Source organism: Microbispora sp. NPDC046973 (assembly GCF_040644495.1).
Classification (GTDB): domain Bacteria; phylum Actinomycetota; class Actinomycetes; order Streptosporangiales; family Streptosporangiaceae; genus Microbispora.
This window is the reverse complement of the sequence record NZ_JBEYWQ010000001.1, coordinates 436,826-459,218: the sequence shown is the minus strand read 5'-3', so window position 1 is coordinate 459,218 and position 22,393 is coordinate 436,826. Positions and strand designations below refer to the sequence as shown.

Sequence of the window (22,393 nt, the reverse complement as noted above, 5' to 3'; positions counted from 1 at the left end):
CGCCCTTTCCCCTTGCTGCTACGTTCGGCGTTCGTCGGACTACCGTACGCGATCAGGGGGACGTGGATGTCCAGGACATCACGAAGTATTCGAGGGCGGTGCGTCGCGCTTGCGGCGGTCACTGCCGGAGTGAGCTGGCTGACCGGGGGCCCGGCGATGGCGAAGGGCGGCGCGCTGGCCGACGCCTGCCGGGCCCAAAGCCACGACGTCACGGGCCGCGGCGTCGCCGGCCACGACGTCACCGGCCGCGACCTGCCGGGAGGGCTGACCGCCCTCGCCCCGGCGGCGGGCGTGCTGAGCATCGCCGACGCGGCCGGAGCGGCCGCCGGGCAGGGGCACAACTCGCTTCCCACCGGCTCGGCCGCGGTCACCCGTACCGTCCCGGGCCCCGCTGCGCTGCCGGCCGTGCCGGGTCCCCGTACGCTGCCGGGCGCGATGCCCGCTCCGGCACCCGGCGCGATGCCCGCTCCGGCACCCGGCGCGGTGGCCGGCACGGTGCCCGGCGCCGCCAAGGCCGTCCCCGGGGGCGCGGCGGCGCTGCCCGCACCGGCGGGCGCGAAGACGCTTCCCGCCGATGCCACGACCCTCTCGGCGCCTGCGAAGGCGGTCGGCGCTCCGGTGCACAACGCCGTGGCCGGCGCGACGGCCGTCTCCGAACCGCGCCGCGCGCCCGCCGTCCCCGTGGCGGACGCCAAGACCCTGTTCCCGGCCAGGAGCACCGTGCCCCTCCTCGCCGTCGCACCCGCCAAGCCCAGCGCCGCGAACGCCTGCGCGCCGCAGGCACTGCGGACCGCGCCGTCCGCCCAGGAGCGGGAGCACCCCGTCGCGCAGGGGCATCCGAAGAAGAGCCATCGGCACCCCAGGCCGCAGGACGAGCCGGCGGGCTCGGCGTCCCGGGGCGACTCCGCCCAGGGCTCGATTCCGCAGAAGCCGGGAGTGCAGAAGCCGGGAGTGCAGAAGCCGGAGGCGCAGAAGCCGGGGGCACAAGCCCCGGGCCAGAAGCCGGAGGCACAAGCCCCGGGCCAGAAGCCGGAGGCGCGGAACCAGGGCACCCAGGGTGCTCTCGCACCCGAGGGCGTGTCCCACAGCACCAGTTCGCAGAGCGCCGCATCAGGCCATGAGCAGAGCACGAAGACCTTCCCCGTGAAGGAGCACCGCCACCGCAAGGCGCACCCCCACAAGCAGCCCGGGGCCATGGCGCCCGCCCAGGCCGCCGGCCAGGCCGCCAACCAGGCCGCCGGCCAGGCGGCCCCGCAGGCGGGTCAGGCCGGCCGCCCCATGACAGGCACGCGCAACACCTCCCTGGCGGAGGGTGAGCGGAAGAAGGGGGCCAAGGACAAGCGTCAGCGGCACGACGACGCGGCTGGGCGGGGAACCGCCGCGGGCGTGCAGCCCGACGCGGCGGACGGCCGGCACGTGCCGCGGCTGCAGCCGCGCGAGTACCCCAAGGCGGCCTCGCGCCAGCAGAACGGTGACATCACCGCTCCTGCCGCCCTCACCAAGGCGACGGGCACGCGCTCGGTGACCGATTTCGCCACGGCGACCGGCAAGAGACTCCTGCCGTAACCCTTCGTCCCTCGTACGACGCGCAAGGACGGCGGCCTTGCGGCCGACGGCCCGGGTTCGGCGACCGGGCCGCCACCGAAGACAGGGAAGAACAGCGAAAGACAGCGAAACCGAAGACAACGTGACCAAGGGGCCGTGACGCACGGCCCCTTTTCACATGCCCTCACACCACCTGGCCCGGTGGAGGCCCCCAGCCGTGGCCGGGTGCCGAGAGGAGTCAGCGGGAGACGTCGAGGAGGGCGTCGAGGTCGTCCTCGGGCAGGCCGAGATCGACCCGGATGCGGTAGCGGGTGCGCAGCAGCGAGTCGCGGATGCCCGACCCCGTCGCGCCGCAGGCCCGGATGCCGTCGGTGGCCCACTCGTGCGCCGCGTCGAGGTCGCCGTACGCCACGAGCGTCTCCGCGACGGTCAGCGCGGTGGCCGGGTTCCAGTCCCCCGACCTGATCGCGGCGATCATCGCCCTGGCCTCATCGGGCCGGTCGAGTTCGAACAGAGTGTCGGCGATGCCCGCACGCGGGTCCACCGGCACCTCCCCGCCGTCCTCCAGAGCGCTCTGGTAACGGTCGAGGGCGGTCGCGGGCTGACCCGCCTGGCGCCACTCCTCCGCGGCGAGCACGATGATCGCCGCCCTGGACATCTCTCCCGACTCGTACCCCTGGGCCAGCACGTCGAGGCGGCGGGCGAGGGCACCGTGGTCATCGAGCAGCAGGGCCTGTTCGAGCAGTCGGTCCACCTGCTCATTTGTCACATGTGCCACAGTGCCGAGGCTACCGATCCCGGCCTGTTTTCGCAGGGCAACACCAGGCATTGCCGAAGCAACAATTAGTACACGTTTGGCTACTATGCGCTTTTCTCGGCAGATAGTCGGGCATATTGCACCACGCCTGTGCCAATCGAAGCTCGGCGAGGAGCGTTACAGCATGTCCAAGCGGGTGATACTGACTCTCGCCTCCACAACGGTGCTCGCCGCCGTGGTTCCGGGTTTCGCCGGCTTCGTCACGGCCCAGTACGAGGCGCTCGACCAGGCCCGCGCCGAGCTGGCCCGGCTGCAGGCCAAGCTGCAGATGATGGAGTTGAAGGTCGAGCCGGCGGCGACGCTGCGATGCCGCACCGGCACGACCGGGAAGGGCCAGCCGCGCCTGACGGACGAGGACGACATGCGGGAGCTGACGATACCGCCGCGCACCCGCACCAGGTCGTGGCAGAACACCGCCTACGTCCAAGGCACCGCACCGGGGCTGTGGCCCTCGATCGGCGTTCCGCGCGCCGTAACCGGCCCGCAGGCACCGGGCGAGCCCGGCCGCCCCCGCGAGTGAGCCGCCCGCACGAGTGCGCCGTCACGGATACGCCCCGCACCGCGAGGACGCCCGTCGTTACCCGGGTCGCGAGACGGCGGAGGCGAGCTGACGGGACAGATATCCGCGGACGAGCTGTTTGGCCTCGGCCACGATTCCGGGGTCGCCGTGCGGGTCGTGCCGGAAGGCGAGCTTCAGCACCGCGTCCCCGGCTTCGACGGCGACGATTATGGCACGGTCCAAATCCTCGCTGTCCGCCAGCCCGAATTCGGCGAGCAGCAGCGCGCGCAGCCGTCCGGCGATCACGGTGTTGTTGTCGACCACGGAGTCGAGGAGGTCGAGATCGAAGACCTCGCCGAAGTGCAACGAGCGGAACCCCGGCACACTGCGGTGCATCTCGACGTACTCGTCGATGATGGCGTCGACGGCGTCCCACCAGCCGGTGTAGTCCTCCACCATGAAGCGACGCCCGACCCGTGCGACGAACAACTCGACGTTGCGCCGCGTCAGGGCCTGGCTGAGCGCCCTTTTGTCCGGGAAGAACTGGTAAACCGAGCCGATCGCCACTCCGGCCCGCTCGGCCACCCGGGTGGTCGTCAGCGCGTCGTATCCGCCCTCGTCGAGCAACTCGGCGCAGGCGTCGAGCATCCGCTCCACTCTGCGGGCGCTGCGACGCTGCGAAGGACGCCGCCGCAGCGGCTCACCGGGACGCGACGAGCGCGGCGACATCCCCTCACCACCCCCACGGCCCCGTTTCTCGACGGCGGCACAGGTCTCAACGGCAGCACAGTGCTCGACGGCGAAAGAGGGGCCGCCTGCTTCCCTCACGTAGCGGCTGGACACTCACCCATCTTGCCTGTTTCACGCGCCGTGGTCAGCGCTTATCGACCAGTCGTCTGAAATGCGGCAAGAATCCCGTCGCACAGCGTCAGGAGTCGGCAGGTGCGGCCGACAGGCCGGTGCAGCCGCGCAGCGCGCGATAGGCGCCGAGCGCCTGCTGCCTGGCGCCGCCCGTCACAGGAATCGGCACGCCGCCGTTGATTCGGGCGGGGGTCCACAGGTCCTTGAGGACCTTCCTGCCGTTGATCGTCAGGGTGAGCACGCCGGTCGTCCCGGTGTCCGGGCCCCAGTTGTAGAACGCGAAGTTGCCCAGGCCGTACTGCACGTACGCCTGGCCGGAGTAACCGCCGCCCAGCAGGATGTGCGCGTGGCTGCCCACGATCACGTCGGCTCCCGCGGCCACGAGCTTGTCCGCCAGGCTCCGCTGCACCGGCGTCGGGCACTTGACCAGCTCGGTGCCCCAGTGCAGGAACACGATGACGGTGTCGGAGTTCTTGCGGGCCTGCCGTACGGCACGCAGGAGGCGGGGCTCGTTCTTCGCGGACGCGAGCCCGCCCTTGTCGCCGGAGGCGGTCCACGCCTGGATGAACTGCTCGTCGAGCACCTGGGTCGCGCCGATGATCGACACCCGGTTGCCGTTGACCGTCCTGCGATAGGGCCGGTACGCCTCGGTCTCGTTCGCGCCGATGCCGATGACGGGGAACTTCGAGGACCTGATCGCGGCGAGCGTGTCCCGCAGGCCGCTCTCCATGTAGTCCATGCCGTGGTTGTTGGCCATCGTGACGACGTCCACCCCTGCGGCCTTGAGTGCGGTGAACGCCGCGGCCGGGGCGCGGAAGGTGAACTGCTTGCCCGGGGCGGGCGTGCCACCGGTGGTGATGGCCGTCTCGAGGTTGAGCGCGGTGAGGTTGGACCTGCGCAGCACGGCGGCGATCGGGCCGAGCGCCGTACGCGGGTCGGCGTTGAGCCGGCTTCGCAGTACGCCCTCGAAGTGCACGTCGCCCGCGAAGGAGATCGTGAAGGGCCGCCGCTGCGGCTTGGGCGACGGCGTCGCGGTCTTGACCTCCGGTTGCGACGCGCCGGGGACGGGCTCGCTCTCCGCCGGGCTGCACCCCGCGACGAGGAGGGGAGCCGCGAGGAGGGCGAACAGGGACAGGGCGAGGGGCTGACGTCTCACGGCACCCGAGCATGCCATCTTCCACCGGGATCCGGGGAGCCCGTGGGAGATCCAGGGGCAAATAACTGGGAGAGTTCCTTTACTTGAATCATTCAAGTTTGCTGCTAACGTGGGGCTGTGGACGACGCCGGGCGCCTTCGCCAGGCCGGACTGCGGGTGACCGCGGCCCGGTTGGCGATCATGCAGACCGTGGGCGGAGGCGACCACCTCGACGTGGAAGCAATCCATCGCGGTGTGTGCGAACGGGTCGGCCAGGTGTCCCTGCAAGCCGTCTACGACTCGCTGAACGCGTTGCAGCGCGGCGGACTGCTCCGCCGCATCGAGCCCGCGGGCAGCCCGACGCGGTACGAGACGCGGGTGGGCGACAACCACCACCACCTCGTCTGCCGCAGTTGCGGAAGAGTCACGGACGTCGACTGCGCGGTGGGGCACGCGCCCTGCCTGGAGCCGGTGTCGGACTCCGGCTATCTGGTGGACGAGGCGGACGTCATCTACTGGGGCCTGTGCCCCCCGTGCCGGGCCGAGACCGGCAGCGCCCAGCCCGAGTCCGCCCGCGCCTGAGCCTCGCGGCCCTGCTTTCCGTCGCCTTTCCGCACGCAGTTCCACGAAGTGACCCCGGAGGACAGCCCCATGACCCATAGGCCCATCACCACCACTGACGCCGGGATTCCCGCTCCCAGCGACGAGTTCTCGCTGTCCGTCGGTCCCAACGGCCCACTGCTGCTGCAGGACCACTACCTGATCCAGAAGATGGCCCACTTCAACCGGGAGCGGGTTCCCGAGCGCGTGGTGCACGCCAAGGGCGGCGGCGCCTACGGCGTGCTGCGGATCACCGAGGACGTCAGCCAGTACACCAAGGCCGCACTGTTCCAGAAGGGCAGGGAGACCGAGCTCTTCCTGCGGTTCTCGACCGTCGCCGGAGAGCTGGGCAGCGCCGACACCGTACGCGACCCCCGCGGCTTCGCGATCAAGTTCTATACGGAGGACGGCAACTACGACATCGTCGGCAACAACACGCCGATCTTCTTCATCCGCGACCCCTCGAAGTTCTCCGACTTCATCCACTCGCAGAAGCGCCGCGCCGACACCCACACGCGTGACAACAACATGCAGTGGGACTTCTGGACGCTGTCGCCCGAGTCGGCCCACCAGGTGTCGTTCCTCATGACCGACCGCGGCACGCCGCGCTCGTGGCGGCACATGCACGGCTTCGGTTCGCACACCTTCCTCTGGTACAACGCCGCCGGCGAGAAGTTCTGGGTCAAGTACCACTTCAAGACCGAGCAGGGCATCGAGAACCTCACCGACGCCGAGGCCAAGGCGCTGGTGGCGGAGGACCCGGACTTCCACATCCGCGACCTGCACACCGCCATCAGGAACGGCGACCACCCGGCGTGGCAGGTCAACGTGCAGATCATGCCGTTCGCGGACGCGGCCGACTACCGGTTCAACCCGTTCGACCTCACCAAGGTCTGGCCGCACTCCGACTACCCGGAGATCACCATCGGCCGGTTTGTGCTGAACCGCAACCCGGAGAACTACTTCGCCGAGGTCGAGCAGGCGGGCTTCGAGCCGGCGAACCTGGTGCCGGGCGTCGGGCCCTCGCCCGACAAGATGCTGCAGGGCCGGCTGTTCTCCTACCCGGACGCCCACCGCTACCGCATCGGGCCCAACTACCTGCAGCTTCCGGTCAACGCGCCGAAGGTGCCGGTGCACAGCTACAACCGCGACGGCCAGATGCGCTACCGCAACCCGGGCGACCCGGTCTACGCGCCGAACAGCGTCGACGGCCCCGCCGCCGACCCGTCGCTCTACGACGGCGAGAACTACCGCGTCACCGGTGAGATCATCCGCAGCGCCCACGTCAGGCACCGCGAGGACGACGACTACGTCCAGCCGCGCGCGCTGTGGGAGAACGTGCTCTCCGAGGTCGACCGCGACCACATGGTGGGCAACATCGTCGGCCACGCCTCGGCGCCCGAGGTCACCGCCGACATGAAGAAGCGCGTGGTCGACTACTGGACCAACATCCACAAGGACCTCGGCCAGCGCGTCGCGCAGGGGCTCGGCGTCGCCTGACCCCCTTCCCCTCACGTACGGCTCGCGCCTTTCCGGGCGCGGGCCGTACGCGCGTCCGCGACCGTCGTCACGAGCGCCCGCAGGCGCCGTTTTCCGAGGTCGAAATGCCGGCCCGACCCGCCTCCCGGAAGGCCGGGTCGTCGAAGGCCGGACTCACTGAAGGCCGAATTCGGCAAGGGCCGAACTCGTCAGAGGTCGAACTCGCCGTCCTTCACGCCGCCGATGAACGCGTCCCATTCCGCGGAGGTGAAAACGAGAGCGGGACCGTCCTGGTTCTTGCTGTCGCGCACACCCACATGGCCGTCGGGCAGCACGGCCACTTCCACGCACTGGCAGTTGTTAGAGCTCCGGCTGCTCTTCCACCAGACGGCACCGGACAGGTCAATCGAGTTCATGGACAATCTTTCTCTTCCCCGGAAATCATTTCGCGCGGGTTCCCGGGGCGGTCTAGAGCTGGCTCAACGCCAGTGACGGACAGTTTTCTCCAAGAACCTGCGGGAGTCGTCCACGTCGAGAGCCTTCGTCTCCAGGTAGTCGAATGCCACCTCGTACCGGTAGACGATCGCCTCGTCCTCGACCAGACGCCCGCCCAGGAGTGCCTCCAGGTACACGACGTCATGGAACTCTGGCACCTTGAGGTGGCAGAACGCCCCGGTGTTGATCGGGTGGTCCGCGTCGAGCGGAAGGATCCGCAAATCGACGTTCGGCAACTCCGACACCTCGATCAACCGCCTGAGCTGTTCCCGCATCACCTCGTGGTCGCCGAACCGGCGCAGCAGGACCGACTCCTCCAGAACGGCCGAGATGGCCAGCGGGCTCTCCGCCCTGAGAACCGCCTGCTGGCGCGCCATCCGGACCTCGATCCGGCTGCGGACGCCGCCCGGCAGCTCAAGGGTGCTCCGTTGCCCGCTCTCCATCATGGCTCGGACGTACGCCTCTGTCTGGAACAGGCCCGGCACCACCTGGGGTTCCCAGTCGCGTGCCGCCGTGGCTTCGGCCTCCAGGCCAAGGAACGTCGTGTATTCCTTGGGCAGGGAGTCGCGATAATCCTCCCACCAGCCCTTCCGGGTCGCGTCCCGGTGCAGGGCAAGCAGCTCTTGGCGTTGGCGGGAATCTACCATGTAGATCACCAGAAGTGCCTCAACATCGCTCGTGCGAGGCGAGGTGCGCGCCGTCTCGATCCTGCTGATCTTCGCTGCCGACCAGCCGAGCCGGGCGGCGACCTGGTCGCCCGTCAGATCGGCGCGCTCGCGTAACCGGCGCAGTTCCTGCCCCAGCCGACGGCGGCGGACGGTGGGACTGCCGTGCTCGGGCACCCCTGCCGACCTCCTTCATCCGGTGAATCCGGTGGTTGCGGTGGACGCACGGATGGTGGGCGCGCCCTGGCGGATCGGGCGCGCGGGTGAGGGGCGCCCTGTCCGAAAGATTACCGCGCCCGCTCGTGCAACTTGCACCGTGATTTGCAGCGTATCCGCACAAGATTCTTGCGGATTTCTTTTCGTCAAGTATTGCAGGGCATTGCGTCCTGGGTCACGATCGATGCGGGAAGGGTCTTCCGGAGTGTGGGGGCGCCGGCGGTCGCCGGCGAAATACTCCGAGACCCACTTCCCCATCCGGGGCACGCGCCCGGCGAGGGGCGCCGGCCGCTTCGGATGCGTGTGACAACGGGAGGCATCCGGGCCAGCGGGATTTCGACATTCGGCCGGCGTCGCCGGCGCTCGCATCGCACGAGCAGCGGACACCGAATGGGCCGTTCCGGGGGTGGAACGCGCCCTCCTTACGACGAATTCAGGACGACGAGATCTCCACTGGGCACCCATCCGAAAGGAGTCTCTTGGTGAATCCCCCCGGTGCCGCCTGGTTATCACTCATCAAAAGCCGGATGACGATGGCCGACCTGGCGCTGTGTGCCGACCAGGACAGGTGGGCACGCGAACTCAAATGGACCGTGAGCCGCACCGGCTTCGGCGCCCGCCACTACCGCGACCCCCGCTTCGACCTCGTACGCGAACTGGAGGAGGTCGGCCGCCTCTTCACCGTCTGATGCCCCGAGGAACACCTCGACGATGTCACCGGCGCACGACCTGCCCTCCCGCGAGGCGGCGCCGGAGTGGGCGAAGAAGATCGCGGCCTCCTGCCGCTGCGCGCAGTCCCGACGCCGTACGACCACGCGTCGCCGGACGGGAGAACGGCCTGCATTACCTGTCGGCACACGGCGCCGGATCGGGGACGAACTGATCGTGACCGGTTAGGCTTGCGCGGGTGACGACCGCGCTCATCCACGAACGGCTGCAGTCTCAGCTCGCCTTCCACATGGAGATCGACAAGCTGAAGCGCGTCATCCGCCGGAACTCGCTGATCGACGGCTCGCGCCGGGAGAACGACGCCGAGCACTCCTGGCATCTGGCCATGATGGCGATGACGCTGGCCGAGCACGCGCCCCCGGGAACCGACATGTCCCGGGTGGTCGCGATGCTGCTGGTCCACGACATCGTGGAGATCGACGCCGGTGACGCCTTCATCTACGACCCCGTCGCCGTGGAGGGCCAGGCCGCCCTCGAACGCGCGGCGGCCGACCGGATCTTCGGGCTGCTTCCGGAGGACCAGGGGACGCGGCTGCGCACCCTGTGGGACGAGTTCGAGGAGCGGCGCACACCGGAGGCGAGGTTCGCCAGGGCGCTCGACCGGCTCGCGCCGATCATCGCCAATCACCACAACGAGGGCGGCACCTGGTCGCTCTACAAGGTGACGGCCGGCCAGGTCATGGAGAAGGTGCGGCTCATCGAGGAGGGGTCGCCCACGCTCGGCGAGTACGCCGCGGAGCTGGTCGCCGGCTCGATCGCCCGCGGTCACCTGGCGCCCTGACCGGGAGCGAGCCAGCCCGAAACTCGCATATACCGTCTCATGCCTGTCCATGTTCACAGCTGTGACGCGGGGGTACGTGATCCCGTGTTAGGGGGCGAGACATGGAAGAGACGACCAGGCCGCGTGCGGGCCGGACGGCACGGAGGGTCCCTTCGGCAGAGCTCCTCGACGGGCTCGAGCGGGCCACCGCGCTCGACCGGCCGATCAGCGTCATATCCAAGAAAGTGCGCCGCAGACTCGGCCCGGGCAAGCTTCGAGACGTCCTGCACGGCGTGCCCATGGGACACCCGCTGCACCCGGCGCTCGCCGTGACGACCTTCGGGTGCTGGCTGTCGGCGAGCGTGGTGGACATGACCAAGACGGGCCCACGCGCGGCGCGGACGCTGATCCTGGCGGGACTGGGCGCCGCCCTTCCCACCGTGGCGGCGGGCCTCACCGATTGGTCCACCCTCCACCGCGAACAGCAGCGCGTGGGCCTGGTGCACGCCATGACCAACGCCACCGCCGCGCTCTGCTACACGGGCTCTCTTTTCTTACGGATAACCGGACGCGAACGCGCCGGGCGCATGCTGGCGTACGCGGGTCTCGCGGCGGCCTCCGCGGGCGCGCACCTCGGCAGCCACATGTCCTACCGTCAGGCGGCCGGGGCCAACCACGCGGAGTCGGTCGGCCACCTCATGCCGCTCGGCTGGCACGACCTGTGCGCGCTCAAGGACCTGCCCAACGGACGCCCGGTCCGGCGGCGGCTCGGCTACATCGACCTGTTCGTCCTGCGCCTCGGCGACGACGTGAGCGTGCTGGCGGACAACTGCTCCCACCTCGCCGGCCCTCTCCACCAGGGGCGGGTCGCCATGGAGGAGGGCCAGGCGTGCATCGTCTGCCCGTGGCACGGCAGCGCGTTCCGCATCTCCGACGGCCGGGTCATGCACGGTCCAGCGACGTCGCGCCAGCCGGCCTTCCAGACCCGGCTGCGGCAGGACGGCGTCATCCAGGTCCGTCCCGCGGAGTGACCCCGCACTGAGCGTTCCGCGCCCCGGACCCGGTCAGCCGGTGTCCGGGCCGCGGTCGTCGGCGGGATGCTCGACCAGCGCGAGGACGCGGTTGGACATGAACCTCGCGGTGCGGACGGCGGTGCCCGCCCGCGTGACCTCGCTGACCTCGACCACGCCCCGGCCCGTCGTGATCTCGATCCGGCGGCCCGCCCTGGTCGCGACCACCTCGTAGGTGCGCGGGGTTCCCCCCGCATCGATGACGATCTCCACCCGGTCGCCCTTCACAAGGGCAGATATACCCTTTCAGGACACCAGCTTCACTATCGCCACGATTCCGACGACAACAATGAATCCCCGTAGCAAGGGTGCGGGCAGCCGGCGGCCCAGGCGGGCGCCGAGGAAGCCGCCGGAGGCCGAGCCGAGCGCGACCATCAGCACGGCGGCCCAGTCCACCGGTGCGATGAACGCGAACAACACCGCCGCCGTGGCGTTGACCAGCAGCGACAGCAGGTTCTTCGCCGCGTTCACCCGTTGCAGGTCCTCGTCCAGGAAGCTGCCGAGCAGGCCGATCAGCACGATGCCCTGGGCGGCGCCGAAGTAGCCGCCGTACATGCCCGCGCCAAGGACGCCCAGCCACAGCCACGGCCCGCCGTGGGGGTGCGGCCTGCGCCGTACGGCCAGCCACTCGTTGATCCTCGGCTGGAACACCACCAGGAGGCAGGCGACCGCGATGAGGACCGGGACAATGACCTTGAACGCCTCGGCGGGCAGGCGCAGGAGCAGCACCCCGCCGGCGAGCGAGCCGATCACGGACGCGACGCCGAGCCGGAGCAGCCGCTCACGCTGGCCCTTCAGCTCCGCGCGGTAGCCCAGCACCCCGGTCACGCCGCCGGGGACGAGCCCGACGTTGTTGGACACGTTCGCGACGATCGGCGGGAAGCCGACGGCCAGCATCGTCGGGAACGTGATGAGCGACCCCGATCCCACGACGGCGTTGATGGCCCCGGCCCCGACACCGGCCGCGAAGACCGCGGCCGCCTCCCACGGCGTCACACGCACCTCTCCCTCGTACGGCTATCCGCCAAGGGTAGGCGCCGGCCTCCGCGTGGAGGTCAGAGGGGACGGGCGTACCAGCGGCCCTCCTGTCCGCGGTCGAGGTGCAGCGGCACGCCGAAGGTCGCGGACAGGTTCTCCGGCGTCATCACCGAGTCGATCGGCCCCTGGTCGACGACCGAGCCGTGCCGCAGCAGCAGCACATGGGTGAACCCGGCCGGGATCTCCTCGACGTGGTGGGTGACCAGCACCATCGTGGGCGACTTCGGGTCCCGGGCCAGCGCGCCGAGGCGGCGTACGAGGTCCTCGCGGCCCGCCACGTCGAGCCCGGCGGCGGGCTCGTCGAGCAGCAGCAGCTCGGGATCGGGCATGAGCGCCCGGGCGATCTGCACCCGCTTGCGCTCGCCCTCCGAGAGCGTGCCGAAGCGCCTCCGGATCAGATGGGCGCAGCCGAGCTGGTCGATGAGCTCGACCGCCCGGGTGACGTCGTGGGAGTCGTACTCCTCCGTCCACCGGCCCAGGATTGCGTACGACGCGGTGAGCACGAGGTCGATGACCTTCTCGTCCGGCGGGATGCGCTCCGACAGGGCCGCGCTGGCCAGGCCGATCCTCGGTCGCAGGTCGAACACGTCCGTCTGGCCGAGCCGCTCGCCGAGGATCTCCACCGAGCCCTCGGACGGGAACAGCAGCGATGCGGCCACCTGGAGCAGCGTCGTCTTCCCCGCGCCGTTCGGTCCGATCACCACCCAGCGCTCGTCTTCCCTGACGCTCCAGTCGATGCCGCGCAGCAGGGCGGCGCCGTCCCTTCGGACGGCCACGTCCTGAAGCTGAAGCACCTGACCGCCCATGTGGTCCCCCTCCCGTGGTTCGCTGAGATAAAACTATGGCAGTCCGACCACATATCGTGGATCGGGTGCGCATCGATTCACCGATCTCTGCCACGCTCGTCGCCTGGGGCAACGCCTGGCTCGGGGGACACGTGAGCCTGGAGCACGCCCTCGACCGCGTCGAGCGCGAGGCCGGGCCTCAGGTGGTGGCGGCGGATGGCGTCGAGACCCCCCTGCTCGCCTACCTCGTCGACCGGCGGATCGAGGGGCTCGGCGCGTTCCGGCTGGCCCTGCCGGTGCCCGGCGACCCGCTCGGGCTCACCGGCCCGCCCGCCTTCAACGGCGCCGCGATCGACGCGGGCCAGGCCGTCGTGGCCGTGCTGTCCGGCCGGTGCCTCGGTCTCGTGCCGTCCGCCGACCGGCGCGGCTCGTCGTACTCCGGGATCCGCTGGACCGTGGCCGAGGCGTCGGCGGTCCCGCCCGACGTGCCGTCGCTGGCCGAGGCGGAGCAGGGGTTGCGGACCGCCATGATGGCCGCCACCGAGGCGCTGCTCGGCGTGGGCGGCCCGGCGCAGGGCTTCCCGGCGCCGGACGCGCTCGACCGCGCGGGAGAGGCCCTCGCCCCCGGCTATCCCGGCAGGGCGCACCGGGTCGGCGCCCTCGCCGCCCGGCTGTCGGCCGCGCTCCGCCTCGCCGACGAGCGGGGGCTCACCTCCGGACAGGTCGCCGTGCGCGTGCAGGCCCTGCGCGATCTCGACCGCGCCGTACGGCGGGCCAGGGTGGCCGCGCACAACGCGATCGTGGAGTCCCAGGTCTGACCACCCTGCGCCCGGACCGGGCTCACCGCTTCGCGATCGCCTCGCGGACGGCGGGCACGACCTCCTGGGCCCAGCGGGCCAGGAGGGTGAGGTCGGGCGCGCCGTGGTCGGCGGAGAAGAGCGTGAAGCCCGACGCGCCGTGCTCCAGCACGGCGCCGGTCAGCTCCTCGACCCACTGGGCGACGGAACCGCCGATCCAGCGGCCGTCGGCGTCGCGGGTGGCGGGCAGCGGCCGGTCGGTGATCCGCCCGGGGAAGTTGAAGACCGTGCGGATCTCGCTCGGATCGCGACCGGCGGACGCCGCCGCCTCGTCGATGATCGGACGCGAGTCCCGGTAGCGCTCGCTGAGCCAGTCGGCCGCGTGGCCGGGGATCCAGCCGTCGGCCACCCGGCCGGTGGCGGCCAGGGATTTGCGGCCGACCGATCCGGTCCACACGGGTGGCGCGGGCACGGGGGCCGGCTCGATCCGGTTCACCTGGTAGTGCTTGCCCTGGTAGGTGACCGGTGGACCACCCCCCGACAGCAGCTTGACCAGGACGATCGCCTCCTCGAAGGCGTCCACGGCGTCGCCGGGCGTCAACCGCGGCACCCCCATGTCGGCGATGCGATCCCACAACCCGCCGGCGCCCATGCCGAGCACGACCCGGCCGCCCGACAGCGCCGACAACGACGTCACCATCCTGGCCAGTATGGGAGCGGGCCGGGTCGGCAGGTTGGTGACGTTGGCGAAGCCGGCGATGTGCCGCGTACGCCCCAGGATGAAGCCGAGCGCGGCGTAGGCGTCCACACGTCCGCCGAGGTAGGGGTGGTCGGACAACGTGAAGATGTCGAGCCCGTCCCGGTCGGCCTGCTGGACCATGCGCAACAGCTCGGGGATGTCGTCGACGACGGAGTGCGCGCCGAAACCGAAGACGACGTCTTGTGCGGTCAACGTTCTGCCTTTCTGTGTGCGGACAGGCGTGTCGTTCATGTCAGGCGGCGCCGAACTGTTCGGTCAAGCGGCTGGTGAACAGGTCGGCCCCCTTGTACGCCGAGACGGTCTCGGCCGGGACGACGACCGGTCCTTCCGGGGAGGGCAACTGGCCGACGCCGCCGCGCGGGCCGAGCGGGAGCAGGATCATGGGGTGGGGCAGCGGCTGGTAGGTGGCCTCCGGCCGTTCGCCGCGCATCTGGGCGAGGATGTTCCGGGCCACCACCTCGGCGTGCTGCATCGCGTACCCGGCCATCTTGGCCTCGGGGACGTCGGTGATGTCGCCGATGGCGTAGACGTGCTCGTATCCGCGGACGTTGAGGGTGTCGGTGACGGGAACCTGCCCCCGCTGGTTGCGCGTCGTCAGCCGGCCGTCGGCGAGGTAGTCGCTGTTGACCTGAACGCCGTGCGCACGGAACCAGATGTCGGCGGTGATCTCCTCCCCACCGGTCGTCGTGACCGTGAAGGTCTCCGCCCGAGCGGGCTCGGTCGGCGGAGTCGCGGTCAGGCCGGTGCCCAGCCGTAGGTGGATGTCCAGCTCGTCGAGCTGGCGGTGAAGTTCCCTGCGCATCTCCTCGGGGAAGGCGGCCAGCAGTCGCTCCGCGGGATCGACGACGGTCACGTGCTTGTGCGGCCAGGCTTCCTTGATCTCGCCGGCCAGTTCCAAGCCGACCGGCCCGGCGCCGAGGATCAGCACCCGTTCGGCGCCGGCCAGTTCCTTGTGGGTCCGGCGCAGATCCTCCACGACCTCGTCCATGGAGTCGGATGCGGGTTTCGCGGGGTAGGTGTAGCTGGAGCCGGTGGCCAGCACCAGATAGTCGCCCTGGATCCGCCGGCCCGACGCCAGGGTGACGCCGCCGGGGTCCGCCGAGACCACGCGCTCGCGCACCAGCGTGCCGCGCCTGAGCCACTGGTCGTAGGGGAAGAACATGGCGCCTGCCCAGTCGGGCTTGGTCAGCGCCCGCAGGGAGCCGGCCGTGTTGACGAACGCGTCCCGGGGGTCGACGAGGACGACGTCGGCCTCGGCGTCCAGCGCCTTGGCGACCGCGGAACCACCGTAACCTCCGCCGACGACCACGACCGTACGACTCATGATTCACGCTCCAATCCAAGAATGGCTGCAGTTCGTGCTACGAACCATATTAGTTCGTGCCACGAACTGCAACCCTTCTCGGATTCAGCGCACGGAGTCCGGTTCCATGAAGACGCTGGGGACCTCGTTGTCCGACACGACACGGCCGAGCAGGGCGGCGAGCGTGTCGCGCTCCGCCGGCGCCAGCCCCGAGGTCAGCTCCTCGACACGGCGGCAGGTCTCGGTGTAGAACTCGTCGGCCAGCTTGGCGCCCTGCCTGGTGAGCGACACCCGCACCGCACGGGAGTCCTGGGGATCGGGCGTGCGCCGGACCAGTCCGTGGCGCTCGCTACGGTCCACCAGGCCGGTCAGGCTCGACTTGGCCAGACCGAGCGTCGCACCCAGCTCGCTCATGCCGTAGGGCTGCGCCATCAGGACGCACAACAACTGGCCCTGCTGCTGGGTGAGGCCGTACTCACGGGCGGAATTCGCGTACACGGCGTTCACCAGGAACGTGGACCGCACCAGCGCGGCCACCGTCCCGATCTGGCCGTCGGCATTTTTGCTCACCGGTCCAGAGTAACCAATTCGTGCGGCGAACTACCGCTTCGGGCGAGGCCGGACAGCACGCGGGCTCACGCACCGGGAGCGCCGGGCGAGCCGGCGGGCGCTCAGGCGAGGCCGTGGCGTACGGCGTAGAGCGCGGCCTGGGTGCGGTCCTGCACGCCGAGCTTCATGAGCACGTTGGAGACGTGCGTCTTCACGGTCTTCTCCGCCACCACGAGCTCCCGGGCGATCTCGCGGTTCGAACGGCCGGCGGCGAGCAGCCGCAGCACCTCGCGTTCCCGGTCGGTGAGCGCGGATCCCGCCCCGTCCTGCTCGCGGTCGGCCGGGCCGGCCAGCATCGCCTCGGCGGCTTCCGGCGCGAGCAGGACCTGCCCGCCGTGCACGGCCCGGATCGCCTGGACGAGAGCGCCGGGGTCCACGTCCTTGTAGAGGAAGCCGGCCGCGCCCGCCCGCATGGCCGGGGCCACGTCGCCGCGGTCGCTGACCGAGGTGAGGACGATCACCCGCACATCCCGGCCGGACAGCTCCGCGAGCGCGCCCAGGCCGTCGAGCACCGGCATCTTCAGGTCGAGCAGCAGCACGTCGGGGGCGAGCGCGCCGGTCATCTCGACCGCCTCGGCGCCGTCGGCCGCCTCCCCCACGACGCTGATGTCCTCCTGGATCTCCAGGAACGTGCGCAGGCCCTGCCGTACGACGGGGTGGTCGTCGGCGATGAGCACGCGGATCACGCGGGCACCTCCAGTCGTACGGTCGTGCCGCGGCCGGGCGCGGAGGAGACCGTCAGCGTGCCGCCGACGGCCTGGGCCCGGTCGCTCATCGACAGCAGCCCCAGCCCGCGCGCTCCTGCCCCGTTGAGCCCGGCGCTGTCGAACCCGACGCCGTCGTCGGTCACCTCGAGCACCAGCGCGGCCTCCCGGTGCGCGAGCCGTACGTCGATGCGGGCGGCCCTGGCGTGCCGTACGGCGTTGTGCAACGCCTCCTGGGCGACCCGGAGCACGGCGACCTCGATCTCGGGCGCCAGCTCGCGGTCGCGGTCGAGGTCGCCCGGCGGCTCGCCCTCGGCGGTGAAGGAGACCGTCAGGGGGTGCAGGCGGTCGAGGAGGGCCGCCTGCTTGCGCAGGCTCTCCACCAGGCCGTGCCGGTCCAGCTCGGCCGGGCGCAGCTCCACGATCACCGCGCGCAGCTCGGTCAGCGCCTCTCCCGCCATCCGCTCGACCCGCTCGATCGCGTCGGCCGCCCGCTCGGGGTCCGTACGCGCGAGCGCGGCGGCGGCCCGCGCGGTCAGCCGCAGCGAGAACAGCTTCTGGCTGACGGCGTCGTGCAGCTCGCGGGCCATCCGGGTGCGTTCCTCGACGACCGTGAGCTCGCGCCCCCGCTCGTACAGCCGGGCGTTGGTGATCGCGATGGCGGCGTGCGCCGCGAACAACGTCAGCAGCTCCTCGTCGGCCTCGTCGAACCCGCCGGGCGTCCGCTTGTTGGACAGGAAGATGATCCCGAGGACCGTGTCGCCGTCCGTGATCGGCACACCCAGGAAGTCCTTGAGGATGGGGTGGGCCTTCGGCCACCACTCGAAGCGGGGGTCCCTGCGGATGTCGCGCAGCCGCACCGGCGTCCCCTCACGGAGCATCGCGCCCAGCATGCCGTGCTGGCGGGGGGTGGGCCCGATGGCCGCCCACTGCTCGTCGGAGATGCCCTCGGCCACGAACTCGGCGAACGCGCCGTCGTCGTCCGGCACGCCGAGCGCGGCGTATTTCGCGTCGAGCAGCCGCGCCGCGGACCGCACGATCACCTGGAGCACCTCGCGGACCGACAGGTGACGGGTGACGGCGAGCACGGCCGAGCTGACCGCGTGCAGCACCGCGTCGCGGTCCCGCGCGGAGGCGGCGGCGGGGTCGGCAGGCTCGGACACGGAACACAGATTAGGTCCCTCGGCGGGTGGGCTGCGTCGGCCGCAGGACCTAGACCCAACTGCCGAGGGGCGGCCGGACCTCGGCCCGATGTGCGCCTGACGTGCCGATTTCTAGCGTGAAGCGCATGAAGCACGCACTCATCACCGGAGCGTCACGAGGGCTGGGACTCGCTCTCGCCAAAGCGCTCGCCGCCGACGGCTGGTCGCTCCTGCTCACCGCGCGAGGCGAGGAGGACCTGATGTCGGCGGCCTTCGACCTCGGCGCCCGGGCCATCCCCGGAGACGTCGCCGACCCGGCGCACGTGGCCAGGCTCGCCGAGTCCGTGCCCGAGCTGGACCTCCTGGTCAACAACGCGAGCGGCCTCGGCCCCGCCCCGCTGCCCCGGCTCGCCGACTATCCGCTGGACGCGCTGCGCGCGCTGTTCGAGACGAACGTGATCGCGCCGCTCGCGCTGGCGCAGGCGACGCTGCCGGCGCTGCGCAAGCGGCGAGGCGCGATCCTCAACATCTCCTCCGATGCCGCCGTCGAGGCCTACGAGGGCTGGGGCGGCTACGGCGCGACCAAGGCCGCCCTCGACCAGGTGTCGAACGTCCTGGCCGCCGAGGAGCCCGACGTGGCGGTCTGGTGGGTGGACCCGGGCGAGATGCGCACCCGCATGCTGGCGGACGCCGTCGGCCCGGAGGAGGCCGGGGCGGCGCCGCCGCCCGAGAGCGTGGTCCCGGCTCTGCTGCGCCTCGTGGGCGCCCGCCCCGGCCCGGGCCGCTTCACCCGGGGAGAGCTCGAATGAGCGCCCGGGACCCTCACACCACCGTCCCGGCCCGGACCGAGCCCCCCGCGACGACCGCCCCCGGCCCGGCGATCCGGCCGTACGGGGCGCGAGGGTCGTTCGAGTTCGCGCTGACGGCGCCGCTGGAGGCGCACGAACCGCCGGAGGCGCGCGGGCTGCGCCGCGACGAGGTCAGATTGCTGGCGTCCCGCCGCGACACCGGGGAGGTCAGTCACCACGTCTTCGCCGACCTGCCGTCGCTGCTGTCCCCCGGCGACCTGCTGGTGGTCAACAACTCCGCCACCCTGCCCGCGGCGGTGCGGCTCGACCGGCTGGCGGTCCACTTCTCCGGCCGCCTCGCGTCCGGCGAGTGGCTGGTCGAGCTGCGTCGCCGTACGGCGACGGCGACGGAGCCCTACTCCGGCGCCGCGCCCGGCGAGTGGCTGCCGCTGCCGGGAGGGGCCACGCTGCGCCTGCTGGCGCAGGAGACGCCGCGCCTGTGGCGTGCCCATCTGGACCGCGACGTATTGTCCTACCTCGCCGCGCACGGCGTGCCCATCCGGTACGGCTACGTGGGGCGCGACTGGCCGCTCGCCGACTACCAGACGGTCTTCGGGGTCGAGCCGGGCAGCGCGGAGATGCCCAGCGCCGGCCGGCCGTTCACCCCGGAGCTCGTCACCGCCCTGGTCAGCCGGGGGATCGGCGTCGCGCCGATCACGCTGCACACCGGGGTCGCGTCTCCGGAGAAGGACGAACCGCCCTACCCCGAGTGGTTCTCGGTCTCCCCGCACACGGCACGGCTGGTGAACCTCACCCGCGCGCACGGGGGCCGGGTGATCGCCGTCGGCACGACCGTCGTACGGGCTCTGGAGACCGCCGCCCTCGACGTCTCCGCCCCGGGCACGGTGCGGGCGGCGTCGGGCTGGACCTCGCACGTCGTCACCCCGGCGGGAGGCGTGCGCGCGGTGGACGGCCTCGTCACGGGCCTGCACGAGCCCCGCTCCAGCCACCTGATGATGCTGTCGGCGATCACCGGGACCGGCGTGCTGGCCCGCTCGTACGAGGCGGCGCTGGAGGAGGGCTACCTCTGGCACGAGTTCGGCGACAGCCATCTCATCCTCTGATACGTGATCCAACCGTGACCTCGATCGTCAAGGCTGACCGCATGCGTACCCCCATCGGCAAGCCGACCGCGCTGCTGGCCGTGCCACTGGCCGCGGGCGCGCTGGTCGCGTCCGGCGCGCCCGCCTCCGCCGCGACGTCGGCCGCGTCCACCTCGTCCACGGCGGTCGCGGCGTCAGCGGCGACCACGGCGACCACGGCGGCCTCGGCGCCCGTCCGCATCCAGGTCAGCTTTCCCTACAGCGTCCGTGCCGGGCGCGTGGTGTCGTTCAAGGTCAAGCTCGTCAACAAGCTCAGGACCAGGACCGACGAGATCTTCCTGGCGGTCAAGTTCCCCAAGAACGTCACCAAGACCCGGATCTACGTCCCGCACGGCTCCAACTACCACGAGCACTGCACCCGGGAGCGGACCCGCGCGCTGTGCGTGCTGCCCGGTCTCAAGCAGGGCAGGAGCTACACGTTCTGGGCGAAGGCCCAGGTGAGCGGGTCCGCCCGCGGCAAGCTCTACGGCTACTTCGGCGGCGCGGTCGTCGACACGTCGACGAACACCGATCCCAGGGAACTGCTCAGCGAGTTCGGCGACAGCATCGGCTGGGTGAAGTCGAAGAGCACGATCACCCGCTGAAATCCGTCCATCCGTCCACGGCGCCCGCCCGGTCTCCCCGGGCAGGCGCCCCCGATCGTCCGGCAGTCCTTCAGGCCGCCACGGCCTGCTCCTCGGGTTCCACCAGCCCCGTCCTGACCTGAGCCTCGGCGATCCGCGCCAGCGCCGCCCGAGCCTCCCTCCGGTGAACCGGCCCGCCGTACGCGGCCGGACGGTCCAGCCGTACGGCGGGGAAGACCGTCACCTCCGCGACGAGGTCCCTCGTCGCGACGATCCGCAGGACGGACGCGAGCAGCGTGTCGTCCCCGACGTAGGACGGCCGGGTGGAAGGCGCGGCATGCGCCCCCACGCCCTCCGTGAACCGCAGCGCCACCGGCCGCACGGGCACCCCCGCGTCGAGCGCCGCCTGGAACACCGCGGGCCGGAAGCGTCCCATCTCGCGTCCGCACCACGTCGTGCCCTCGGGGAAGGCGGCCACGCTCTCACCGCGCCGCAACGCGGCGGCCATGTCCGCGACGACCCCCGGCAGGGCGGACAGCCTGTCCCTGTCGATGAACAGCGCGCCGCCCCCGGCGGCGAGCGAGCCGACGATCGGCCATCTGCCCACCTCCGCCTTGGCCAGCGGGCGGCAGGTGAAGGTCGCCGTGATGACCAGGGGGTCGAGCCAGGAGACGTGGTTGCCGACGAGCAGGGCGGGCCCGTCCTCCCCCGGTACGGCTCGCGCCCGCGCCGAACCCCCGATGCAGGAGAACCCCCGGCGCGTCACGATCCTGATGCCGAGGGCGCGCAGCAGCAGACGCGACCAGCGCGTCGCGACCGCCCCGCGCCGCGCCGTACGGCCCAGCGCGAGCGCGATCGGCAGACCGGCGAGCAGCACGGCGACCGCGCCCGTCAGGCGGGCGGCCCGCCGCAGGGGGCCGGCGGTACGCGCCTGCGCCCGCAGGCAGACATCCGGCGCGCAGGGAGACGCCGGCAGCCAGGCGGAGGAGGCCGCCGGCAGGTGCGCGACGGCGCTCACCGCGGCTGCCCGAGGAAGTGCCGCAGGTAGCGGGGATCGGCGTCGGCCATGGAGAGCAGCACGAAGAAGTCCGCGGTGCCGAAGTCCGGATCGTGGGCGGGAGCACCGCAGATCCACGCGCCGAGCCGCAGGTAACCGCGCAGCAGCGGCGGCAGCACGAACCGGTCGGGGCGGGCGACCCCGGCGTCGCGCCAGGGCGTGTGCGGCGTGACGCGATACTCCTCGGGCCCCAGCTCGACCCGGTCGACGACACCGGCGGCGACCGCGCCGCCGTCGTCCAGGGGCACCGAGCAGCAGCCCGCCAGCCAGGCGTGCCCGCGGCTGGTCATGTAGTGCGCGATTCCGGCCCACATCAGGGCGACGACCGTGCCGCTGCGGTGGTCGGGGTGCACGCACGTGCGCCCGGCCTCGACCAGGTCGCCACGCAGGCCCTTCAGCGCGCCGAGGTCGAACTCGGAGTCGGAGTAGAGCCGGTCGGAGCGGCGGGGCGGCAGCAGGCGGTAGGTGCCGACCACCGTGTCCCCCTCCCGGACGAGCAGGTGGTCGCAGTACGCGTCCAGCGGTTCGGCGTCGAGCCCGCTCAGTGGGGAGTCGAGCCGGGCGCCCATCTCCCCGGCGAACACCTCGTAGCGCAGGCGCTGGGCGGCACGCAGGTCTGCGGCGCTCTCGGCGAGCCCGACGCTGTAGCGGCCGGAGCCAAGGGAGTGTGGGGACTGCAGAGAGATCGTCATGCGGGTCGCGTCCTTCCTCGGGGGGTGCCGGCCACGATGAGGCGGACGGCGCGGACGTTCCGGCCTGGCCTGCTTCGCGGCCCACCACCATGACGACATGCGGAAATGACAGCGGAGCCTC

General features: G+C 71.5%; 26 protein-coding genes. 11 read left to right on the top strand and 15 right to left on the bottom strand.

Going from position 1 to position 22,393, the window contains the following annotated elements; all coding sequences use genetic code 11:
* The first annotated feature begins 129 nt into the window (after positions 1-129).
* Positions 130-1,566: a hypothetical protein gene (locus ABZ860_RS02225; RefSeq protein WP_357213815.1), complete on the top strand. Its 1,437-nt coding sequence runs from the start codon at positions 130-132 to the stop codon at positions 1,564-1,566.
* A 217-nt stretch (positions 1,567-1,783) separates the two neighbouring features.
* On the opposite strand, the gene ABZ860_RS02220 is transcribed toward ABZ860_RS02225, so the two are convergent.
* Positions 1,784-2,323 carry a tetratricopeptide repeat protein gene (locus ABZ860_RS02220; RefSeq protein WP_357213812.1) on the bottom strand — a complete coding sequence of 180 codons (540 nt, stop codon included), beginning with the start codon at positions 2,321-2,323 and terminating at the stop codon, positions 1,784-1,786.
* Positions 2,324-2,486: 163 nt separating this feature from the next.
* Between ABZ860_RS02220 and ABZ860_RS02215 the strand changes: the two genes are divergently transcribed.
* Positions 2,487-2,882 carry a hypothetical protein gene (locus tag ABZ860_RS02215; RefSeq protein WP_357213809.1) on the top strand — a complete coding sequence of 132 codons (396 nt, stop codon included), beginning with the start codon at positions 2,487-2,489 and terminating at the stop codon, positions 2,880-2,882.
* Positions 2,883-2,939: 57 nt separating this feature from the next.
* Here ABZ860_RS02215 and ABZ860_RS02210 read toward each other — a convergent pair whose 3' ends face one another.
* Positions 2,940-3,509 (bottom strand): TetR family transcriptional regulator, encoded by a 570-nt coding sequence (locus ABZ860_RS02210; RefSeq protein ID WP_357213805.1) that lies wholly within the window; start codon positions 3,507-3,509, stop codon positions 2,940-2,942.
* A 280-nt stretch (positions 3,510-3,789) separates the two neighbouring features.
* The gene (locus ABZ860_RS02205; protein WP_357213803.1) at positions 3,790-4,878 is read right to left on the bottom strand and encodes a CapA family protein; all 1,089 of its coding nucleotides are present in this window, start codon (positions 4,876-4,878) and stop codon (positions 3,790-3,792) included.
* A 117-nt stretch (positions 4,879-4,995) separates the two neighbouring features.
* On the opposite strand from ABZ860_RS02205, the gene ABZ860_RS02200 reads away from it, so the two are divergent.
* Positions 4,996-5,439: a Fur family transcriptional regulator gene (locus ABZ860_RS02200; RefSeq protein ID WP_357213801.1), complete on the top strand. Its 444-nt coding sequence runs from the start codon at positions 4,996-4,998 to the stop codon at positions 5,437-5,439.
* Between the two features lie 69 nt (positions 5,440-5,508).
* Complete coding sequence (locus tag ABZ860_RS02195; RefSeq protein ID WP_357213799.1) at positions 5,509-6,957, top strand: catalase; 1,449 nt, start codon at positions 5,509-5,511, stop codon at positions 6,955-6,957.
* 188 nt (positions 6,958-7,145) lie between these two features.
* Here the strand turns inward: ABZ860_RS02195 and ABZ860_RS02190 are convergent, their stop codons facing one another.
* Both ABZ860_RS02190 and ABZ860_RS02185 read right to left on the bottom strand, forming a co-directional pair.
* The gene (locus ABZ860_RS02190; RefSeq protein WP_357213796.1) at positions 7,146-7,352 is read right to left on the bottom strand and encodes a DUF397 domain-containing protein; all 207 of its coding nucleotides are present in this window, start codon (positions 7,350-7,352) and stop codon (positions 7,146-7,148) included.
* A 63-nt stretch (positions 7,353-7,415) separates the two neighbouring features.
* Positions 7,416-8,273, bottom strand: coding sequence for a helix-turn-helix transcriptional regulator (locus ABZ860_RS02185; RefSeq protein WP_357213794.1), 858 nt, complete (start codon positions 8,271-8,273; stop codon positions 7,416-7,418).
* A 566-nt stretch (positions 8,274-8,839) separates the two neighbouring features.
* Between ABZ860_RS02185 and ABZ860_RS02180 the strand changes: the two genes are divergently transcribed.
* From ABZ860_RS02180 to ABZ860_RS02170, 3 genes are all read left to right on the top strand, one after another.
* Positions 8,840-9,001, top strand: coding sequence for a hypothetical protein (locus ABZ860_RS02180; protein WP_159454860.1), 162 nt, complete (start codon positions 8,840-8,842; stop codon positions 8,999-9,001).
* A gap of 269 nt (positions 9,002-9,270) precedes the next feature.
* Entirely contained in the window at positions 9,271-9,822 is a 552-nt protein-coding gene (locus ABZ860_RS02175) for an HD domain-containing protein (protein ID WP_357214723.1), read from the top strand.
* A 101-nt stretch (positions 9,823-9,923) separates the two neighbouring features.
* Positions 9,924-10,832: a Rieske (2Fe-2S) protein gene (locus tag ABZ860_RS02170; RefSeq protein ID WP_357213792.1), complete on the top strand. Its 909-nt coding sequence runs from the start codon at positions 9,924-9,926 to the stop codon at positions 10,830-10,832.
* 33 nt (positions 10,833-10,865) lie between these two features.
* Here the strand turns inward: ABZ860_RS02170 and ABZ860_RS02165 are convergent, their stop codons facing one another.
* Genes ABZ860_RS02165 through ABZ860_RS02155 form a run of 3 tightly spaced genes read right to left on the bottom strand, consistent with a single transcriptional unit; the run spans position 10,866 to position 12,715 of the window.
* On the bottom strand, positions 10,866-11,099 hold the full coding sequence (locus ABZ860_RS02165) for a hypothetical protein (protein WP_357213790.1): 234 nt from the start codon (positions 11,097-11,099) through the stop codon (positions 10,866-10,868).
* A gap of 18 nt (positions 11,100-11,117) precedes the next feature.
* Positions 11,118-11,867: a sulfite exporter TauE/SafE family protein gene (locus ABZ860_RS02160; RefSeq protein WP_357214720.1), complete on the bottom strand. Its 750-nt coding sequence runs from the start codon at positions 11,865-11,867 to the stop codon at positions 11,118-11,120.
* A gap of 59 nt (positions 11,868-11,926) precedes the next feature.
* The gene (locus ABZ860_RS02155) at positions 11,927-12,715 is read right to left on the bottom strand and encodes an ABC transporter ATP-binding protein (RefSeq protein WP_079316427.1); all 789 of its coding nucleotides are present in this window, start codon (positions 12,713-12,715) and stop codon (positions 11,927-11,929) included.
* 65 nt (positions 12,716-12,780) lie between these two features.
* Between ABZ860_RS02155 and ABZ860_RS02150 the strand changes: the two genes are divergently transcribed.
* On the top strand, positions 12,781-13,512 hold the full coding sequence (locus ABZ860_RS02150; protein ID WP_357213786.1) for a hypothetical protein: 732 nt from the start codon (positions 12,781-12,783) through the stop codon (positions 13,510-13,512).
* Positions 13,513-13,534: 22 nt separating this feature from the next.
* Here ABZ860_RS02150 and ABZ860_RS02145 read toward each other — a convergent pair whose 3' ends face one another.
* The 5 genes from ABZ860_RS02145 to ABZ860_RS02125 all read right to left on the bottom strand — a co-directional run bounded on the left by ABZ860_RS02145 (position 13,535) and on the right by ABZ860_RS02125 (position 18,030).
* Positions 13,535-14,443, bottom strand: coding sequence for an LLM class flavin-dependent oxidoreductase (locus tag ABZ860_RS02145; protein ID WP_357213783.1), 909 nt, complete (start codon positions 14,441-14,443; stop codon positions 13,535-13,537).
* Between the two features lie 40 nt (positions 14,444-14,483).
* Complete coding sequence (locus ABZ860_RS02140) at positions 14,484-15,575, bottom strand: FAD-dependent oxidoreductase (protein WP_357213780.1); 1,092 nt, start codon at positions 15,573-15,575, stop codon at positions 14,484-14,486.
* A gap of 84 nt (positions 15,576-15,659) precedes the next feature.
* Positions 15,660-16,124: a MarR family transcriptional regulator gene (locus ABZ860_RS02135; protein WP_357213777.1), complete on the bottom strand. Its 465-nt coding sequence runs from the start codon at positions 16,122-16,124 to the stop codon at positions 15,660-15,662.
* Between the two features lie 101 nt (positions 16,125-16,225).
* On the bottom strand, positions 16,226-16,849 hold the full coding sequence (locus ABZ860_RS02130; protein ID WP_182898095.1) for a response regulator transcription factor: 624 nt from the start codon (positions 16,847-16,849) through the stop codon (positions 16,226-16,228).
* Positions 16,846-18,030: a GAF domain-containing sensor histidine kinase gene (locus ABZ860_RS02125; protein ID WP_357213774.1), complete on the bottom strand. Its 1,185-nt coding sequence runs from the start codon at positions 18,028-18,030 to the stop codon at positions 16,846-16,848. Before ABZ860_RS02125 ends, ABZ860_RS02130 begins: the two co-directional genes overlap by 4 nt.
* A gap of 125 nt (positions 18,031-18,155) precedes the next feature.
* On the opposite strand from ABZ860_RS02125, the gene ABZ860_RS02120 reads away from it, so the two are divergent.
* Genes ABZ860_RS02120 through ABZ860_RS02110 form a run of 3 tightly spaced genes read left to right on the top strand, consistent with a single transcriptional unit; the run spans position 18,156 to position 20,544 of the window.
* Positions 18,156-18,818, top strand: a complete 663-nt coding sequence (locus ABZ860_RS02120) for an SDR family NAD(P)-dependent oxidoreductase (protein ID WP_357213771.1) — start codon at positions 18,156-18,158, stop codon at positions 18,816-18,818.
* Positions 18,815-19,921 carry an S-adenosylmethionine:tRNA ribosyltransferase-isomerase gene (locus ABZ860_RS02115; protein ID WP_357213768.1) on the top strand — a complete coding sequence of 369 codons (1,107 nt, stop codon included), beginning with the start codon at positions 18,815-18,817 and terminating at the stop codon, positions 19,919-19,921. The genes ABZ860_RS02120 and ABZ860_RS02115 overlap by 4 nt, the downstream gene beginning before the upstream one ends.
* 41 nt (positions 19,922-19,962) lie before the next feature.
* Positions 19,963-20,544: a hypothetical protein gene (locus tag ABZ860_RS02110; RefSeq protein WP_357213766.1), complete on the top strand. Its 582-nt coding sequence runs from the start codon at positions 19,963-19,965 to the stop codon at positions 20,542-20,544.
* A 70-nt stretch (positions 20,545-20,614) separates the two neighbouring features.
* Here the strand turns inward: ABZ860_RS02110 and ABZ860_RS02105 are convergent, their stop codons facing one another.
* Together ABZ860_RS02105 and ABZ860_RS02100 are read right to left on the bottom strand one after the other, a co-directional pair.
* A complete protein-coding gene (locus ABZ860_RS02105) occupies positions 20,615-21,541 on the bottom strand; it encodes a lysophospholipid acyltransferase family protein (protein WP_357213763.1) in 927 nt (308 codons plus the stop codon).
* The gene (locus ABZ860_RS02100; protein WP_357213760.1) at positions 21,538-22,272 is read right to left on the bottom strand and encodes a GNAT family N-acyltransferase; all 735 of its coding nucleotides are present in this window, start codon (positions 22,270-22,272) and stop codon (positions 21,538-21,540) included. The genes ABZ860_RS02105 and ABZ860_RS02100 overlap by 4 nt, the downstream gene beginning before the upstream one ends.
* Between the last annotated feature and the right edge of the window lie 121 nt (positions 22,273-22,393).

Excerpts from the sequence above, each read along its gene's own strand:
- ABZ860_RS02215 (WP_357213809.1), top strand. The coding sequence starts at position 2,487 with ATGTCCAAGCGGGTGATACTGACTCTCGCCTCCACAACGGTGCTCGCC.
- ABZ860_RS02210 (WP_357213805.1), bottom strand. The coding sequence starts at position 3,509 with ATGCTCGACGCCTGCGCCGAGTTGCTCGACGAGGGCGGATACGACGCG.
- ABZ860_RS02195 (WP_357213799.1), top strand. The coding sequence starts at position 5,509 with ATGACCCATAGGCCCATCACCACCACTGACGCCGGGATTCCCGCTCCC.
- ABZ860_RS02190 (WP_357213796.1), bottom strand. The coding sequence starts at position 7,352 with ATGAACTCGATTGACCTGTCCGGTGCCGTCTGGTGGAAGAGCAGCCGG.
- ABZ860_RS02180 (WP_159454860.1), top strand. The coding sequence starts at position 8,840 with ATGACGATGGCCGACCTGGCGCTGTGTGCCGACCAGGACAGGTGGGCA.
- ABZ860_RS02175 (WP_357214723.1), top strand. The coding sequence starts at position 9,271 with ATGGAGATCGACAAGCTGAAGCGCGTCATCCGCCGGAACTCGCTGATC.
- ABZ860_RS02170 (WP_357213792.1), top strand. The coding sequence starts at position 9,924 with ATGGAAGAGACGACCAGGCCGCGTGCGGGCCGGACGGCACGGAGGGTC.
- ABZ860_RS02155 (WP_079316427.1), bottom strand. The coding sequence starts at position 12,715 with ATGGGCGGTCAGGTGCTTCAGCTTCAGGACGTGGCCGTCCGAAGGGAC.
- ABZ860_RS02140 (WP_357213780.1), bottom strand. The coding sequence starts at position 15,575 with ATGAGTCGTACGGTCGTGGTCGTCGGCGGAGGTTACGGTGGTTCCGCG.
- ABZ860_RS02120 (WP_357213771.1), top strand. The coding sequence starts at position 18,156 with ATGAAGCACGCACTCATCACCGGAGCGTCACGAGGGCTGGGACTCGCT.
- ABZ860_RS02115 (WP_357213768.1), top strand. The coding sequence starts at position 18,815 with ATGAGCGCCCGGGACCCTCACACCACCGTCCCGGCCCGGACCGAGCCC.
- ABZ860_RS02110 (WP_357213766.1), top strand. The coding sequence starts at position 19,963 with ATGCGTACCCCCATCGGCAAGCCGACCGCGCTGCTGGCCGTGCCACTG.
- ABZ860_RS02100 (WP_357213760.1), bottom strand. The coding sequence starts at position 22,272 with ATGACGATCTCTCTGCAGTCCCCACACTCCCTTGGCTCCGGCCGCTAC.